Genomic DNA, 15,527 nt, shown 5'->3' with positions numbered 1-15,527 from the left:
GCGAGCCGCGAAGCGAGGTGTGATGCCCGAGCCGTTACCCGGCCACGTCACCGCTGTCCGAGCCGGGAGCTAGCCGCCGGATGGACGCCGAGACCCGGCCGTTCGAGGATGTGGTGCGCGACCGCACCGGCGCTGACTTCGTCCGGCGCGACTGGCTGCACGAGCGGGTCGAACGGGCCCTGGCCGACGACGAGAGCCGCTACGCGCTGGTCACCGGAGAGCCCGGCGCGGGCAAGACCAGCCTGCTGGCCGGGTTGGCCGACGCGCACCCGGACTGGCTGCGCTACTTCGTCCGGCGGGACAGCCGGACCGCGCTCGCCGGCGGGGACGTCGCGTCGTTCCTGCTGTCGATCGGCCACCAACTCGCCCGCCGACGGCCGGAGATCTTCGCGCGGGACCGCCTGGAGATCGTGGTCCGCCAGCACGTGGACGCCGTCGGGGCCGGCGGCCGCGCGGTCGGCATCCGGATCGGGGACCTGACCGCCTCGCCGTTCCACCGCACCGCGACGCTCACCCTGGAACAGCGCGTCACCGGCACGGTCTCGGGCAGCGTCAGCGGCGTCGAGATCGGCACCGCGAACCTGGAACCGAGGCTGCTGGAACCGGACAACCTGGCCCACCTCGCGCTGATCGGCCCGGCCGAGGTGCTGGCGGCCGAGGACCCGGACGCCCGGATCGTGGTGCTGGTCGACGCGCTGGACGAGCTCGCCGTCGAACGGGCGGGCCTGCTGGACTGGCTCGCCCGGGGCCCGCGACTGCCCCGCAACGTGCGCTTCGTGCTCAGCTCCCGGCCGCACGCCGTGCTCGAACCGCTCCGGTCGGCGCGGGCGGGCCGGCTGCACGAGATCGCCATCGACCCCGCGTCCCGCGAGGTGGTCGAAGACCTGGCCGGCTACGCCGAGCGGGCGTTGGGCACGCCGGCCGTCACCCGCGCCGCGGTGGCCGCCGGCCGCGACCCGGAGCAGGTGCGCCGGGACGCGGTCGGCAAGGCCGCCGGGAACTTCCTTTACCTGGCGACCTACGCACGGGCGCTGGACGACGCCGCGGCCGCGGGCGACGACCCGGATCTGGTGGCCGCGCTGCTCGCCTCGGCCGACCTCCCGCCCGGCCTCGGCGGGCTGTACGCGTTCTTCGTCGCGACCCTGCACGCCGACCTGGACCGGCTCAGGATGCTGGAGATCCGTGACCCGACCGGTCCCGCCGACACGCTGACGCCCGCGTGGGAAGGCGTCGGCCAGCCGATCCTCGGCCTGCTCACCGTGGCGCGCGAGCCCCTGGCGGTCGAGGAGCTGACCGCGCTCGCCGGCATCCGGGTGTGGCCGCGCGCGGTGCGCAACGTGCTGGCCCGGCTGCGCTGGCTGCTGGACGAGCGGGACGGTCGGGTGGCGTTCTACCACGCCTCGATCGGCGAGTTCCTGGCCGGGACGCGGCACCCGGACCACGCCGTGGACGCCCTGGAGTGGCACGAGCGGATCGTGCGGCACTACCGCGGCACGGCGGCGTCCTGGGCCGACGTCGACTGGTCCGCCGTGGACCGCTACGGGTTGGTCCAGCTCGCCGAGCACGCCGTCCGCTGCCGCGACGCGGTGGCCGACGACGCGGTCGGGCTGGTCTGCGGCGGGCTGCGCCGCGCGGTCCGCGCCAGGCTCGGCTCCGACCGCCACTTCCTGCGGCTGCTCGACCTCGTCACGGACCGGGTCGTGACGCGGTCCCCGGTGGCCACCGGCCTCCCGACCACCCTGTACCTCGGCGTGGTGCGCCGCCAGGTGCTGCGCGGCGGGCGGACCCTCGCGCCGGCCGTGCTCGGGCTGATGGCACGGCTCGGCCGCACCGACGAAGCGCTGGAGCACTTGGCCGCGCTGCCGCCGTCGTTGGAGCAGTTCGAGGCGGCGGCCGCGATGGCCGAGCACCGCCCGGAACTGCTGGAGCTGGTCGTGGAGACGGCGTTGACCGTGCCGCCGCACGAGGCCGGGGACGGCGGCGCCGAGGGGGAGAGCCGGCACCCGCTGAAGCGGGCCGCCCGGTTGCTCGCGCCGCACGACCTGCGCCGCGCGCTGCGGCTGTGGGAACGTGCCGACGGCCGGCCCGAGGAGCCGGACCCGCTCTACCTCGCGGCCGCGGCCGCCGCCGACCCGGCCCGTGCCCGTGAGCTGGTCACGTCGATCCGCGCCGACCGCGCCGGCGCGTGGCTGGACCTCGCCGCGCGGACCGAGCCGGCCGACGTGCCGGAGTTGCTGCGGGCGGCGGAGGAGAGCCTGCCCGACGCGCCGATCGTCGACCGGTTGCGCGCCCGCGCGCGGCTGGCCGTGGCATCGGACGACCGCGCACGGCACTTCGCCGCGCTGCGGGCCGAAGTCGACCACTCCGCCGACGACCCGAACGAGGTGACCAAGGGCTTGGTCCGGGCCGCCGCCGAACTGGTCGGGCACGACGACGCGACCGTCCGGGCGCTGCTGGGCCGGGTGGACACCGCCGAGCTGAACGGCATCGTCGAGGACGCGTTCCTGCGCGCGGCGGCGCTGTGGGTGGAGCTGGGCGACCTCGGCCGGGCCGTCGCCGTGCTCGACCGGGTGCTCGCCTGGAGCACCACGGTGTGGACGGTGGTGCGGGTCAGCACGGTGGTCGCCCGGTTCGACCCGGACCAAGCGCGGCGGATGGTCGACCGCGCGTACGCCATGATCGGTCCCGCGGGTGCGGGCGACGGCGGGATCAGCCGGATCTTCCGCGAGTCGCACCTGGACACCGTCGCGGTGGAACTGGCCGGTCACGACCCGGACCGGGCGGTCGCGGTCGCCGGTGAGCTGGCCGGCGTCGGGTGGTCCGAGTCCGGCCACGACCGGTACACGACCCTGGCCCGCGTGGCGCACCGCCGGCTCGACGTGGGCGACGCCGACACCGCGCGCTCGATCCTGGACGGCGTGCTGCGGTCGGCGGAACTCCCGCCGCCGCTCGTGGACGGGCCCCGGCTCGGCCCGTACTTCCCGGTCGACGGCCCGCACGCCGACCGGCCGCGGGCGCCCCAGGACGCGTTCGAACACCTGCCGTACCTGATGAACCACACGCGCGACTGGCAGTTCCTCAGCGAGCGGCGCTTCCACCGCGACCCGGCCGACGTCATCCGCGCCATGACCCCCGGCTCGTGGTCGACGGGCAACCCGTACGGACTGGCCCGCACCGTCCGCGTGTTCGCCGAGGTCGTCGGAGAGCGGGACCTGTCGCTCGCCGCGGCGCTGGTCAACGCGCTGACCGACGGCGGCGAACGGGCGGTCGCGATCGCCTCGCTGTTCCGGTCGGCCGTCCACGCCGGTCTGGACGAGGCCGCCGGGCGCCTCTGGGACTCGTTCAACGAGTCCTTGGCCTTCATCCCGCGCTACGAGTGGGCGGCCGAGGACCAGGACCCCTACGCGTTCGCCTACGTCCGCCCGGACCACCGAGCCCGGTTCGAAGCCGCGCTGCGCCTGATCCCGTACGAGGCCGATCCCGGCATGGCGTTGCTCACGGCCGCCGGCACCGGGTTCCTCCGGTACGCCTTCCAGTTGTCGTTCGGCGCCTTCGCGTCGGCCGCGTACGTGGACAGCGTGCGGCACGGCGTCGAGCCGTTCCCGGTGTTCCGGGACATGCACGAGAAGGCGCTCACCGTGGCACCGCCGCCGGCCGGCGAGGACCCCCTGCTGGAGGTAGCGCGCGCTGCGGTGGCGCTGCACGAGTTCCGCCGATCGCCGGAACGGCACCGCGCCGGCGCGATCAGGATCGAACACCCGGTGTACGCGGCAGTGGTCGACCTCGTCTCGGCGACCGACGGGCCGGCCGGTGCGGCGTTCACCGAACGGGTGCGCGGCCTGCTGCCCGGCGAGCGCCTGCCGGCGGCGGCCGGGCTGGTCGCGCTCGCCGCCGAGCTGTGGCCGGGGCACGAGCGGGTCGAACGGCTCGCCGCCGAGGTCGTCGCCGCGACCGAGGGCCGCGGCGCCCAGCGCGTCGTGGCGCTGCTGCCGTTCGCCGCCTCGCTGGCGCTCGGCCACCTGGTCGACCCGGTCGGGTTGCTGGCCGAGGCGCGGCGGCTGCCCGCCGACCCGTTCAGCCGGGTGGAGCAGGACGAGGTGCTGCTGAACCTGTTCCCGGTGCTGCTCCGGCAGCACCCGGCGGTCGCGCTGCGCCTGCTCGCCGAGACCGTGCCGGAGAACTGGGAACGGGCCATGGCGCTGCTGGAGCACGCCGCCCGTCCGCTGGTGGCCGCGTTCGGCCCGGAGGTGGCCGACCGGGTGGTCGACGCGGTCCGCCGAGGGCTGGCCTGCGTGTCACCGGACGGCACCGCGCCCGCCGAGGTCGACGGCGTGCTGATCGGCTCCTGAGCGATCTCCCCGGCGGCGCGGACGAGTTCCGATACCGTGTGCAGCGACCGGGCGGCGTGGCGTGAGCAGGGCGAGGGGCAACGACGGTGACCAGCTGGATCGACGTGATCAACTATGTCCGGACGCGGTACGAGGTGTTGGAGGAGACCGACAGCTGGCTGCGCTTCCGGCTCGACCTGGGCCAGGACCGGACCCAGCAGGTCTCGGTGCACCACGTGCCGGAGTCCGACGGCGTGGCGTGGGTCGAGATCTCCTCGCCCGTCGGTCGGGCCGACGCGATCGACCTGAAGCGGCTGCTCCAGCTCGCGGGCACGTCGGCGGTCGGCGGTGCCGCCGTGGTGGACGACGTCGCGCTGCTCAAGCACACCGTGCCGCTGGAGGACCTGAGCGTGCGCGAGGAGTTCGAACGGCCGCTGATGTTGCTGGTCGCGGCCGCCGACCGGTTCGAGCACGAGCTGACCGAGGGCGACAGCTTCTGAGACCGCCGCGTCGTGCAACGTTGTTGCACGGTGGGACGCCATGACGGCCGAAAGGCTCGGAGGTCATCCCGTCCGCCGTGTCCGACGCCTCACGGCGGCTCGCCGACCGGGCCGACTTCCCCCAGGCCCGGTGGTCAGGACAGCGGCAGCTCGGCCCACACCGTCTTGCCGCCGTCGCTCAGGTGGGTGCCCCACTGCCTGCGCGACAGGGTGTCCACCATGATCAGGCCGCGGCCGCGGAACGAGCCCAGGCGTGACGCCCCGGCCACCGGCAGGCGGTCCGGGCTGCCGTCGTCCACCTCGATCCGCAGCGAGTCGCGGTCGCGCGCCCGGTGCACGCGCAACCGGCGCGGCGCGCCGGCGTGGTCGTAGGCGTTGGACACCAGCTCGGTGCACACGAGCATCAGGTCTTGCAGCACGTCCTCGGCCAGGTCGGCCAGGATGGTCGCCAGCCACTGCCGGATCTGCGCCAACGGCGGCACCGACGTGTTGAGGTCGACGCTGATCCTGGCCGCGAGTGCGTGGTCCGACTGAGTCATGGGCCGTTCCCCCAGTGCGAGCGGTCCAGCCGCCCTGTCTGTTCAAAACGGCCCTTGGCGCCACCGGGTACCCCGGACGTGGCAAGTGCACACATCCCGTCCTCCGGACGCGGTGAGCGCATGCCGTGTCACGGATCGTGATTTACCCTGGCTCTTCGTGAGCGAGCACAAGGTCCAGGTGGAGGGCGATCCGGTCGCCGTGCTGCGGGTCGCCGTCGACTGCGCGGTGCAGGCGGTGCTGCGCCTCGATCCCCGGCACGCCGACGCCCGGCAGGAGATCAACCGGGTGCTCACCGGCTACGCGGCGACCGTCGCCCCGGTGCTGGACCGCTTGCGGGACCTCGCGGACCGCACGCCGAACGGTCCGGTGTCGGCCGCGCTGGGCTTCCTGCGCGACGCGGACGACCAAGCCGCCTCCGGCGACGTCCAGGCCGCCCGGGTCTTCCTGCTCGCCGGTCGGGCCGCGTTGTTCCGCCTCGCCCGCGCCGGGCCGGACGGCGGCTGATCAGGCGCTGCGGCGGAACGGCCCGCCGGTCCACGTCTCCGAGCCGGACAACGTGTCGCGGGCCAGCCGGTCCAGCACGTCGGACATCCGGCCCGCGCGGGCGAACGCGCGCCGTTGCCGATCCGCGCCACCGCCTTCGGCGTCCAGGGTGGACAGCAGCCCGCGCACGAGGTCGACGTCGTCGAGCTGGTCGTGGACGCGGTGCAGCAGCCGGTCGAGCAACATGCGGGTGGGCACCAGGCGTCCGGACAGGACGTCCAGGGACTGCCCGGCCATGCCGTCCCGCGCGGCACGCCACGTGGCGGCGCGCAACACCTCCACCGGCACGGGCGACGCACGCAGACCGCGCCGGAGGTCGGCCAGCGCGGTCGTGACGAGCGCGCGCACCAACGCGGCCAGCAGCACCGCTTCGTCCACAGTGGCGGCGACGTCGGCGACCCGGACCTCCACGGTCGGCAGGTGCGCGGACGGCCGGACGTCCCAGTAGATCATCCGCCGGTCCCGGGCCGCGCCGCAGTCGAGCAGCATGTCGCAAGTGGACTCGTAGTGCGCCGCCGACTCGAAGTGCGGCGGCGGGCCCGCGCTCGGCCACCGCGACCACACCACCGACCGCCAGCTCGCGTAACCGGTGTCCAGGCCGTGGGCGAAGGGGGAGTTCGCGGTGACCGCCGCGAGCACCGGCAGCCACAGCCGCACGTGGTTGCACACCTGCACCGCCGTCTCCAGGTCCGGCACGGCGACGTGCACGTGGCAGCCGCAGATGGACTGCTCGGCGGCGAGCAGCCGGTAGTCCTCGGCGAGCGCGCGGTAGCGGTCCTCGGCGTCGGTCGGCAGGTCCGGCCCGCCGACGGGCGGCGCGCCCACGGCCAGCAGGCGGAGGCCGAGCGCGTGCGCGGCCTCGGCGGCGACCAGGCGCAGGCCGAGGAGCTGTCGACGCACGTCGGCGAGGTCGTGGCAGATCGGGGTGCGGGTCTCCACCTGCGCCTGGACCAGCTCGACGTCGAGGTCCACGCCGAACCGCGCGTTGGCCGCCTCGACCACCTCCCGGCCGCGCGGCACGGGTGCCCCGGTCCGGGCGTCCACCAGCAGGAACTCTTCCTCGACTCCGAGCGTCGGAGCCTGCGCGCCTGCCAGACTGCCCATCGCCGCCTCCGGGGGCTGTTCGACCAGGGCGGTGGGATACCCCTGATCGGATGTACCAACCCCTCCCCGCGGCCGTGCCTCCCGGCCGGATGCGCTAGTCCGATCAGGTGAAGCCGTCTGGGATTGCTCAAGTGCTCGGCCAGTACTGCCGAACGGCCAACTACGAACGTGTCGTCAAGGCCTGCCTCGCCGTCGCCCGCTGCACCGGCATCACCGTCTGGGGCATCCGCGACACCGACTCGTGGCGTGCCTCGGGCACCCCGCTGCTGTTCGACGGTTCGGGCAACAAGAAGGCCGCCTACACCTCGACCCTGAACGCCCTCAACGGCGGTGTCGTGCCGACGTCCACCACAACGACCAGCACTACGACGACCACCAACCCGCCCGGCGGCAGTTGTACCGCGACGTACTCGGAGGGCACGAACTGGAGTGACCGCTTCAACGGCCAGGTGACCGTCACGGGCACCGACAACTGGGTCGTCACGGTGACGGTGAGCTCGCCGCAGAAGATCATCGCCACGTGGAACACCAGCGCCACCTGGGACAGCTCGGGCAACGTGATGACCGCCCGTCCCAACGGCAGCGGCAACGTGTTCGGCTTCACCATCCAGCACGGGGGCAACTGGAACTGGCCCAGCCTGGCGTGCCGCGTCGGCTGACGCCGTGACGGTGCGGGAGGTCCGGCGCTGCTCGCCGGACCTCCCGCACGGTTCAGCCGACGGTCGGGTCGCGGCCCGGGGTCCGCCTAATGACCTCCGGCGGACATGGCGAACAGCATGAGCGACAGCAGGAGTTGCAGGGCGGCGACGCACGTGCCCGCGACCGCCGTCCAGTCCAGGCGGTACTCGGTCCTGGTGGTCATCGAGCGCACGCCGCAGGCCACCGCGCCCAGCGCGAGCACCGGGCCGCCCGCCGGGATCGGCCAGCTCAGCAGGGCGAGGCACAGCGAGATCGGTCCGAGCCAGGCGTCCCTGCCCGGCCGGTCCTTGGCGGGGAACTGCCGCATCATGCCGTCCATACTGCCGTGCCCCCGACCCGCCGCGTCCGTCACAGCCACCGGTTGCGCTTGAACAGCCGGTACAGCCCCACGCACACGGCCAGGGTCACCGCCACCACCAGCGGGTAGCCGTACCTCCAGCGCAGCTCGGGCATGTGGTCGAAGTTCATGCCGTAGGTGCCCGCCACCATGGTGGGCACGGCGATGATCGCCACCCACGCGGACATCTTGCGCATGTCGTTGTTCTGCTGCAACGACACCTTGGCCAGGGTCGCGTCGACCAGCGTCGTCAGCACCTCGTCGAACGCGGCGACCCGTTCGGCGGCGGCGGTGAGGTGGTCGTCGACGTTGCGGAAGTAGGAGCGCACCACGTCGGGCACCAGCGGGCCGCAGGAGCCGTCGCTCAGCTTGCGCAGCGGCCCCGCGAGCGGCACGACGGCCCGGCGCAGCTCCATGATCTCCCGCTTGACCAGGTACATCTGCTCGACGCTCAGCTCGCTGCGCGGCGCGAACACCGCGGTCTCGACCAGGTCGATGTCGCCCTGGAAGGCCTCGATCACCTCGCCGTAGCCGTCCACCACGCGGTCGGCGATCTCGTGCAGCACCATCGCGGGTCCGGCGGCCAGCAGTTGCGGGTCGGCCTCCAGCTGACGGCGCACGTCGCCCAGCTCCGAGTGGTGCCCGTGGCGGACCGTGACGACGTAGTCGCGGCCGAGGAACACCATGATCTCGCCGGACTCCACGATCTCGTGCGCCGTGGTCGGCGAGTCGTGCTCGATGAACCGCAGGGTCTTGAGCACCATGAACAGGTTGCCGTCGTAGCGGTCGAGCTTGGGGCGCTGGTGTGCGTGCACCGCGTCCTCGACGGCCAGCTCGTGCAGCCCGAACGCCTCGGCCACGTCGCGGATGCGTTCCTCGTCCGGCTCGAACAGGCCGACCCACACGAAACCCGTGCCCCGGGTGCGGACCTCGGCGGCGGCGGCGGCGGGGGACCGGTCGCCGGGCAGCCGCACACCGTCCACGTAGACGGCGCACGCCACCACCGCGTCCTGCTTCCGGTCGTCGACCGGATCGGGGACGCCATCGGCGGCAGCGCTCACCATGCCGGTGATCCTGCCGCACCCGAGCCCCTGACGGGTGGTGGGAGCGAATGCGCGTTCGAATCGCCGGTTCGGGGCCGCGAGGGTGCCCGGGTCGGGGTGCACGTCCCGCGCGGCCGGACGTGCTCGGTGGTTGTGCGGCGGCCTTGGCCTGGGCTTCCCCGGTTCCGGGCGCGCTCACGCCCGGCTTGTCGACCGCGGTGTTGGGGAGCGTTGCCGGCCGTCGGCGACACGTCGGAACCGAACCGGGGAAGTGCCCAGGACCTCGACCCCGCGGCCAGGCCTGAGCCGGTCGCGAACCACCCTGGCGCTGACCGCGCTGTTCTTCGGCTCGTTCGTGATCAGCAGCGCCGAGCTCCCCGGGACCGCCCTCACCACCAAGTGCGCTGCGAGGCCCGTTCATCGGCACGGCCTTCGCGGTGGACGCGGGCATGATGCCGCCGGAGCGGACGGGCAGGGCGATCTCGTCCGTCCTTCGGCGGCACGGCCGTCGCCACCGCGCTCGGCGTGCCGATCGGCACCCTGATGGGCCGGGCCCTCGGCCGGGAGGCGTCGTTCCCGGCCATCGTCCCGGCGGACGTGCTGACGGGAGTGGTCATCCCGGACGTGCCCCACTCCGGTCCCGGCGGCTTCGGGGCGCGGACCCGGCACGCGTTCGTGCCGAAGGCGCCGGCCCTGCTCGGTTGGGCGGTCGACGGCGTGCGGACGGTCCGATGCTCGTCGCGCTCGCCGTCTGCGCGGCCGGTGCCGTGGCGGTTTGGGCGACCGGCTTCCTCCGGCCGGCCCCCGAAGCGTCACGGACCTGAACGGGTGGTTTTCCGGGACCGGAGCCGCACGGTCGGGTTAAGTTGCCCGGTGTGATGCGATCCGCGTGGGTTGTGGTGCTGGCGCTGGTGGCGGGGTTGGTGGCGCCCGTCCCGGCGATGGCGGTGGTCCGGTCGCCGGGGGAGTGCGCGACGTCGCTGGAGTGCACGGCCGCCGAGATCGACCGGATGACGGTGGCCCAGCGGCTGGAGTTCCTGCGCCTGGTGCAGAGCGGTCCCGCCGCCGGGTTGGGTGCGCCGGACCGCTGGCGCAACATCGAGGGCGTCCTCGCGTTCTTCCACGACCACGGGCTCGGCACGCCGGGCACCTGGATCTCGCACGTCGACGCGGCGATCCTGGAGGGGATCGAACGCGGCGTCGCGCTCGCGCTGGGCCGGTCGACGGACGGCTACGGCAACCCGGGCTCGGCCCGGTGGGCCGCCTACCTGTCACGGCTGCACCGGGGTGAGCTGACCGTCCGCAACGAGCACGACCGGGCGTGGAGCGAAGCCGAGCAGGCCTCGACCGAGCACGGTGTCGCGATGGCCGAGCAGCTGCACGGGCTGCGACCGACCGCCGTGGAACGCCGGTTCTTCCTGTTCTCCGAGTTCTACCGCTGGTCCCTGCGCAACCGCCCGGTCGTGCTGGACCTGCTCCTGATCTACGGCGCGCTGCTCAACCCGGTGCTGATCCTGCGCCGCGTGCCGTTCGTCGACTGGCTGACCGACGTCCGCGAGTCCACACCGTCCCGCAAGGGCTCGGAGATGGCTTACGCCTACGCGCAACTGGATCCGGTCAACGGCGCGTTCAGCACGGTCGACCTGCTGTTCGCCTACATCCCCGAGCTGTTCGAGGAGTTCCAGGCCACCCGCTAGCGCCGCCGCTGCCGCGGTGTCCACGGCAGCGGCAGGTCGTCACCCTCCGCGCGCGGCACGACGTGCACGTGCAGGTGCCGGACGCTCTGGGTGGCGTGCACGCCCTTCGAGGTGATCACGTTCGCGTCGGGCAGCTCGGCCGCCAGCTCTGCCGCGCGGGCCATCACCGCCGCCGTCACCACCGAGTCGGTGCCGACGTCGGGCACGTGCACGCGCGGCAGGACCAGCAGGTGACCGGGGTGGACGCCGCCGGTGTCCGGCCGGATCGCCACCGCGTCGGGCCAGGAACGGCGCACGTCAGCCGGCGCGTCACCGGCCACGATGAGACAGAAGACGCAGGTCATGGTGTCAACCCTGGCCGGGTCGGCAGGCCGTGACCAGGTGTTGCCCGTTTCCCGGGGCGGTGGGAAACGGGCGACACGGCCCGCTTCGGCTCGCTGGTCCACGCGGACCCGGCCGGCGCGGTCGGTCAGGCCCGGGACGGTTCCGCGCCCACCGGAGCCGGGTGGTCGTCGGACGCCGTCTCGTCCAGGAAGCCGCCCGACTGGTGGTGCCACAGCCTGGCGTAGGCGCCGTCCGCGTCGAGCAGTTCGGCGTGCGTGCCCTGTTCGACGATCCGGCCGCGGTCGAGGACGATCAACCGGTCCATGCCCACCACGGTGCTCAGGCGGTGGGCCACGACGAGCGCCGTGCGGCCCTCCATCAGTCGCCACAGCGCGTCCTGGACCAGCACCTCGCTCTCCGAGTCCAACGCGCTGGTCGCCTCGTCCAGCAGCAGCACCGGCGCGTCGCGCAGGATGGCCCGGGCCAGCGCGACCCGTTGCCGCTGCCCACCGGACAGCTTGATGCCCCGTTCGCCGACCATCGTGTCGAACCCGTCGGGCAGCCCGTCCGCGAACTCCGTCACGTGCGCCGCACGGGCCGCGCGCAGGATGTCCGCGTCGGAGGCGTCCGGCCGGGCGAAGGCGATGTTCTCGCGCAACGTCCGGTGGAACATGGCCGGGTCCTGCGGCACGTACGCGATCAGGCTGCGCAGGTCGGCCTGGCGCATCCGGGCGATGTCCTGGCCGCCGATGAGGATGCGGCCCCCGTCCACGTCCATCAGCCGCAGCAGCAACCGGGTGAGCGTGGTCTTGCCGCCGCCGGAGCGGCCGACCAACCCGACCCGCGCGCCCGCCGGGATGTCGAGATCCAGCCCGGCGAACAGCGGATCGCCGCCGCCGTGCGCGAACACCACGCCGTCGAACCGGACCCCGGAATCCTCGGGCCGCAACGGCTCCGGATCCTCCGGGTCGAGCACGGTCGGCTCTTCCAGCAGCAGCTCGGTGAACTGCGCGGCCTCGGTGAGCGCGCTCTCGAACCGCCGGTAGATCTGGTTGAACTCGAACATGATCCGCGTGGCGTTGTTGAAGTAGGTGAACGTCACCACGATCGCCTCCACGCCGAGACCCCCGCTGACCCCGACCGCGACCGCGAGGCCGAGCACGCTGGTCAGCACGGACAGCGGCGCGACCACGGTGTCGATGCGCAGGTTGCCGTAGTCCCAGGACCGCAGCGCCAGCACCCTGGTCTCGGCGGTGCGGGTGCGGTGCTCGGCGCTCTCGCGGTCCTCGGCGGCGAACGCCCGCACGGTCTCCATGTTCGCCAGCGTGTCGGCGACGTGGCCGGACACCCGCGCGTAGGCGGCCTCGCGCTCGTCGACCAGGCGCTGGCGACGGCGGATGAGCGGCGCGACCACGAGAGCCGTGACGGCGATCAGGCCGAGCAGGACCACGACGAGCAGCGGGTGGTAGGTCCACAGCACGACGCACGCGAAGCCGAGCGGTACCAGGTTGGCGACGATCCGGAACGCCACCGTGTCCACGAACTCCTCGAAGCGCGACGCGAAGCTCAGCACCCGCTTGGTGAGCGACCCGGCGAAGTTGTCGTGGAAGAACGCGGCGTCCTTGCCCAGCAGCGCGTCGACCCCGAACACCGACAGGTGCTCGATGCCGCGCCCGTCGGTGCGGTTGAGGCAGTGGACGCCGATGCGCCACAGCAGTTCGGCGAACAGCGCGAGACCGGCGAACGCGAGCAGGTACGGCAGCACGGTGGCGAAATCGGCGTTGTCGCTGTCGGCGAGGCGGCCCGCGAGCGCGCCGATCGCCAGCGGCGCCAGGTAGAGCAGACAGGTGTTGCCCAGCGCGGGCAGCACGAGCGCGCCCACGCCGAGGAAGCGGTGCCGCCTCAATTCCCGGCCGTAGAGGCGCAGGACGAGCAACACCGCCTTTTTGCGGTTGTTGACGGGTTTTCCGGACCTTGGCGCAGCCATCCGACTCCTTCCGGGGGCACCTTGGCGTCGCCGATGGTGCCGCACCGGACCGGGTGACGGCGATCGAATAAACACCGCCGCGCCGGTTCCGGCGGGCGAATGTGCTTATGTGCCGCCAAATTCCGGCGGAGATCACCGTGCATCGGGATCAGCCGCGGGCGCGGCGGTAGTCGGACGCCACGGCGAGCAGGGTCGCCGGCGCCGTGCCGTGCTCGGCCCAGTCCACCAGCGCGCCTTGCCGGCCCCGCGCCGCCACCGCAGTGCGCCCCACCGGGGCGGGGAAAGCCGGTAGGCGACCGCCGGTCGAGCAGCCGTTCCGGGACGAGGGCGTCACCGGTCTGCCGTGGCAGGCCCGGACCACGGCCTCGCGGCGTCAGCCCAGGTCCGCGAGCAGGGCACGGGCGTGCTCGCGGAACGCGTCGGTGGCCGGGTGCGTCGCGGCGCGCGGCCACACGATCCGCACCGCCACGGACCCGCCGTCGGTGATCGGCACGTAGCGGACGGCGGGGTGCGGGTGGCTGTGCGCGGTCGCCGAGGCGGTGACGCCGACCGCGTCACCGGTGGCGATGGCGGTCAGCCACTCGTCGGTGTTGGCGACGTCGATGGTCGCGGGACGCTGCCCGACCGGCCACAGCGCGGCGCTGGAGCTGCACGCGGCGGCGCAGAACACGACGGGTCGGTCGGCGAGCTCGACCAGCCGCACACCCGGTGCTGACGCGAACGGGTGATCTTCGGGCACGGCGGCCACCCGCGGTTCGCGGTAGAGGTCCACCGAGGCGAGGTCGGGGTCCGGCTTGTGCGGCGAGCGCACGAACGCCACGTCGATCCCGCCGTGCCGCAGCGCGGTCTCCGGGTCGTCCAGGCGGAGCATCCGCGCCTCGGTGTCGGGCCGCGCGTCGCGCCAGCCCCGCAGCAACGGCACCGTGTGCCGGCCGAGCGCGGCCCACGCGAACCCCACGCGCAGTTCCCGCGGACCGGCCGTGACCTCGGCCAACGCGTCGTCCACCTGGGCCAGGACGCGGCGGGTGCGGGCGAGCAGGCGGGTGCCGGCCTCGGTCAGCGCCAGGCTGCGGGTCGTGCGCTCGACCAACCGGGCACCCAGCCTGCGCTCCAACTGGTCCAGGGTGCGGGAGAGCGCGGGTTGGCTGATGCGCAACGCGGCGGCCGCGCCGGTGATCGTGCCCTGGTCGCCGATCGCCGCGAACGCCCGCAGGTGCCGCAACTCCACGTTCATAACCGCAGAGCATAAGTGCTGCGCAATCGGCATTTCGCGGGCGGTGCGGATCGGCTCTAGCGTGATCGCCATGAAGATTGTTCTGATCGGTGCCGGTGGCACCCTCGGCACCGCGGTCCACAGCGCACTCACCGCCCGCGGCCACGACGTCGTCACGGTCGGGCGGTCGGCCGGCGACCTGCGACTGGACTTCACCGAACCGGAACAGGTCACCGAGCTGTACGAGCGGGTCGGCCGGGTGGACGCGGTGGCGTGCGCGGCCGGCAGCGTGCCGTGGCGGAAGATCACCGAGATGACCCCGCAGCAGTACCTGGACGCGTTCCGGGGCAAGGTCGCGAGCCAGGTCGAGCTCGTCCGGCAGGGCGTCGGCCGGATCGCCGAACGGGGCTCGTTCACCCTGATCACGGGCGTGCTGACGCGCGAACCGGTGGTGACCGGCACCGCCGCGTCGCTGGCCAACGGCGCGGTGGAGGCGTTCGTCCGGGCCGCGGCGATCGAGATCGCGCCGCAGCGCGTCAACGCCGTGAGCCCGACCGTGTTCACCGAGAGCCTGGCGGCCTACGGCAACCTGTTCACCGGCATGGAGGCGGTCGACGTGGCGAAGGCGGCCCAGGCCTACGTCCGGTCGGTCGAAGGCGCGCAGACCGGTCAGGTGTACGCGCTGTAGGACCGGTTTGGAGGAGGTCTCCGCGCGGCCATAGGCTGGTGTTCCACGGCTGTAGGGGGTCTTGGTGGATGCAGACCGGATCGAACGGGACACGCTGATCGACGCCGCGTTGGAGCGCGTGTGGGCGCTGGTCGTCGTGCCCGGGTTCTGGGTGGCCGACGAGGCGGGCGCGCCCGGGACCGTGGCGGAGGAGGGCGAGTCCGTGCTCACCAGGAGCCCTCACCTCGGCGACGTCTGGGTGCGCGTGGAGAAGGTCTCGCCGCAGACGTACGTGGCCTACCGCTGGGCGAGCGCGTTCCCGGGGGAGGAGCTGCGCGACGACAACAGCACCCTCGTGGAGTTCACGTTGAGCACCGAGGGGGACCGGACCCGGCTGCGCGTGGTGGAGAGCGGGTTCGCGGGACTGGGCGCGCCGCAGGAGGTGCGCGACAACGCCGTGCAGCACAACACCGGCGGCTGGTCCTACGTGTTCGACGTGGTCAAGAAGCGCGCCGAAGGGGCATGACGGGATGCGGGCACGGGAA

At 73.4% G+C, this 15,527-nt stretch carries 15 protein-coding genes; 7 read left to right on the top strand and 8 right to left on the bottom strand.

Going from position 1 to position 15,527, the window contains the following annotated elements; translation table 11 throughout:
• Positions 1–80 precede the first annotated feature (80 nt).
• Together FHX81_RS03115 and FHX81_RS03110 are read left to right on the top strand one after the other, a co-directional pair.
• Positions 81–4,349 (top strand): hypothetical protein, encoded by a 4,269-nt coding sequence (locus FHX81_RS03115; protein WP_141975114.1) that lies wholly within the window; start codon positions 81–83, stop codon positions 4,347–4,349.
• A gap of 86 nt (positions 4,350–4,435) precedes the next feature.
• Positions 4,436–4,828 (top strand): hypothetical protein, encoded by a 393-nt coding sequence (locus FHX81_RS03110; protein ID WP_141975113.1) that lies wholly within the window; start codon positions 4,436–4,438, stop codon positions 4,826–4,828.
• 134 nt (positions 4,829–4,962) lie between these two features.
• Here FHX81_RS03110 and FHX81_RS03105 read toward each other — a convergent pair whose 3' ends face one another.
• Positions 4,963–5,367 (bottom strand): ATP-binding protein, encoded by a 405-nt coding sequence (locus FHX81_RS03105; protein WP_141975112.1) that lies wholly within the window; start codon positions 5,365–5,367, stop codon positions 4,963–4,965.
• Positions 5,368–5,524: 157 nt separating this feature from the next.
• Between FHX81_RS03105 and FHX81_RS03100 the strand changes: the two genes are divergently transcribed.
• Entirely contained in the window at positions 5,525–5,872 is a 348-nt protein-coding gene (locus FHX81_RS03100; protein WP_141975111.1) for a hypothetical protein, read from the top strand.
• On the opposite strand, the gene FHX81_RS03095 is transcribed toward FHX81_RS03100, so the two are convergent.
• On the bottom strand, positions 5,873–7,015 hold the full coding sequence (locus FHX81_RS03095; RefSeq protein WP_141975110.1) for a carboxylate-amine ligase: 1,143 nt from the start codon (positions 7,013–7,015) through the stop codon (positions 5,873–5,875).
• A 131-nt stretch (positions 7,016–7,146) separates the two neighbouring features.
• Here FHX81_RS03095 and FHX81_RS03090 point away from each other — a divergent pair, with 131 nt between their 5' ends.
• On the top strand, positions 7,147–7,674 hold the full coding sequence (locus FHX81_RS03090; RefSeq protein WP_246107596.1) for an endo-1,4-beta-xylanase: 528 nt from the start codon (positions 7,147–7,149) through the stop codon (positions 7,672–7,674).
• A gap of 86 nt (positions 7,675–7,760) precedes the next feature.
• Here the strand turns inward: FHX81_RS03090 and FHX81_RS03085 are convergent, their stop codons facing one another.
• Together FHX81_RS03085 and FHX81_RS03080 are read right to left on the bottom strand one after the other, a co-directional pair.
• Positions 7,761–8,024, bottom strand: a complete 264-nt coding sequence (locus FHX81_RS03085) for a hypothetical protein (RefSeq protein WP_141975109.1) — start codon at positions 8,022–8,024, stop codon at positions 7,761–7,763.
• Between the two features lie 38 nt (positions 8,025–8,062).
• Positions 8,063–9,115 carry a magnesium and cobalt transport protein CorA gene (locus FHX81_RS03080; RefSeq protein WP_141975108.1) on the bottom strand — a complete coding sequence of 351 codons (1,053 nt, stop codon included), beginning with the start codon at positions 9,113–9,115 and terminating at the stop codon, positions 8,063–8,065.
• Positions 9,116–9,972: 857 nt separating this feature from the next.
• On the opposite strand from FHX81_RS03080, the gene FHX81_RS03075 reads away from it, so the two are divergent.
• On the top strand, positions 9,973–10,791 hold the full coding sequence (locus tag FHX81_RS03075) for a hypothetical protein (RefSeq protein ID WP_246108220.1): 819 nt from the start codon (positions 9,973–9,975) through the stop codon (positions 10,789–10,791).
• Here FHX81_RS03075 and FHX81_RS03070 read toward each other — a convergent pair.
• The 4 genes from FHX81_RS03070 to FHX81_RS03060 all read right to left on the bottom strand — a co-directional run bounded on the left by FHX81_RS03070 (position 10,788) and on the right by FHX81_RS03060 (position 14,336).
• Positions 10,788–11,135, bottom strand: coding sequence for an HIT family protein (locus tag FHX81_RS03070; RefSeq protein WP_141975106.1), 348 nt, complete (start codon positions 11,133–11,135; stop codon positions 10,788–10,790). The genes FHX81_RS03075 and FHX81_RS03070 overlap by 4 nt on opposite strands.
• Positions 11,136–11,260: 125 nt before the next feature.
• Positions 11,261–13,102 (bottom strand): ABC transporter ATP-binding protein, encoded by a 1,842-nt coding sequence (locus tag FHX81_RS03065; RefSeq protein ID WP_141975105.1) that lies wholly within the window; start codon positions 13,100–13,102, stop codon positions 11,261–11,263.
• Positions 13,103–13,250: 148 nt separating this feature from the next.
• On the bottom strand, positions 13,251–13,373 hold the full coding sequence (locus FHX81_RS42565; RefSeq protein WP_281291713.1) for a hypothetical protein: 123 nt from the start codon (positions 13,371–13,373) through the stop codon (positions 13,251–13,253).
• Positions 13,374–13,475: 102 nt separating this feature from the next.
• Complete coding sequence (locus FHX81_RS03060) at positions 13,476–14,336, bottom strand: LysR family transcriptional regulator (RefSeq protein WP_141975104.1); 861 nt, start codon at positions 14,334–14,336, stop codon at positions 13,476–13,478.
• A 70-nt stretch (positions 14,337–14,406) separates the two neighbouring features.
• On the opposite strand from FHX81_RS03060, the gene FHX81_RS03055 reads away from it, so the two are divergent.
• On the top strand, positions 14,407–15,003 hold the full coding sequence (locus FHX81_RS03055; RefSeq protein ID WP_141975103.1) for a short chain dehydrogenase: 597 nt from the start codon (positions 14,407–14,409) through the stop codon (positions 15,001–15,003).
• A gap of 64 nt (positions 15,004–15,067) precedes the next feature.
• Positions 15,068–15,508, top strand: a complete 441-nt coding sequence (locus FHX81_RS03050; protein ID WP_141975102.1) for an SRPBCC domain-containing protein — start codon at positions 15,068–15,070, stop codon at positions 15,506–15,508.
• Positions 15,509–15,527: the final 19 nt, after the last annotated feature.

The organism is Saccharothrix saharensis (genome assembly GCF_006716745.1).
In the GTDB taxonomy this organism is placed as follows: domain Bacteria; phylum Actinomycetota; class Actinomycetes; order Mycobacteriales; family Pseudonocardiaceae; genus Actinosynnema; species Actinosynnema saharense.
Note: the sequence above shows the minus strand (reverse complement) of the source record. Positions and strands in the feature narration are given on the sequence as shown.

Coding starts and splice junctions, on each gene's coding strand:
- FHX81_RS03115 (WP_141975114.1), top strand. CDS start 81: ATGGACGCCGAGACCCGGCCGTTCGAGGATGTGGTGCGCGACCGCACC.
- FHX81_RS03105 (WP_141975112.1), bottom strand. CDS start 5,367: ATGACTCAGTCGGACCACGCACTCGCGGCCAGGATCAGCGTCGACCTC.
- FHX81_RS03095 (WP_141975110.1), bottom strand. CDS start 7,015: ATGGGCAGTCTGGCAGGCGCGCAGGCTCCGACGCTCGGAGTCGAGGAA.
- FHX81_RS03085 (WP_141975109.1), bottom strand. CDS start 8,024: ATGATGCGGCAGTTCCCCGCCAAGGACCGGCCGGGCAGGGACGCCTGG.
- FHX81_RS03080 (WP_141975108.1), bottom strand. CDS start 9,115: ATGGTGAGCGCTGCCGCCGATGGCGTCCCCGATCCGGTCGACGACCGG.
- FHX81_RS03075 (WP_246108220.1), top strand. CDS start 9,973: ATGCGATCCGCGTGGGTTGTGGTGCTGGCGCTGGTGGCGGGGTTGGTG.
- FHX81_RS03070 (WP_141975106.1), bottom strand. CDS start 11,135: ATGACCTGCGTCTTCTGTCTCATCGTGGCCGGTGACGCGCCGGCTGAC.
- FHX81_RS03065 (WP_141975105.1), bottom strand. CDS start 13,102: ATGGCTGCGCCAAGGTCCGGAAAACCCGTCAACAACCGCAAAAAGGCG.
- FHX81_RS03060 (WP_141975104.1), bottom strand. CDS start 14,336: ATGAACGTGGAGTTGCGGCACCTGCGGGCGTTCGCGGCGATCGGCGAC.
- FHX81_RS03055 (WP_141975103.1), top strand. CDS start 14,407: ATGAAGATTGTTCTGATCGGTGCCGGTGGCACCCTCGGCACCGCGGTC.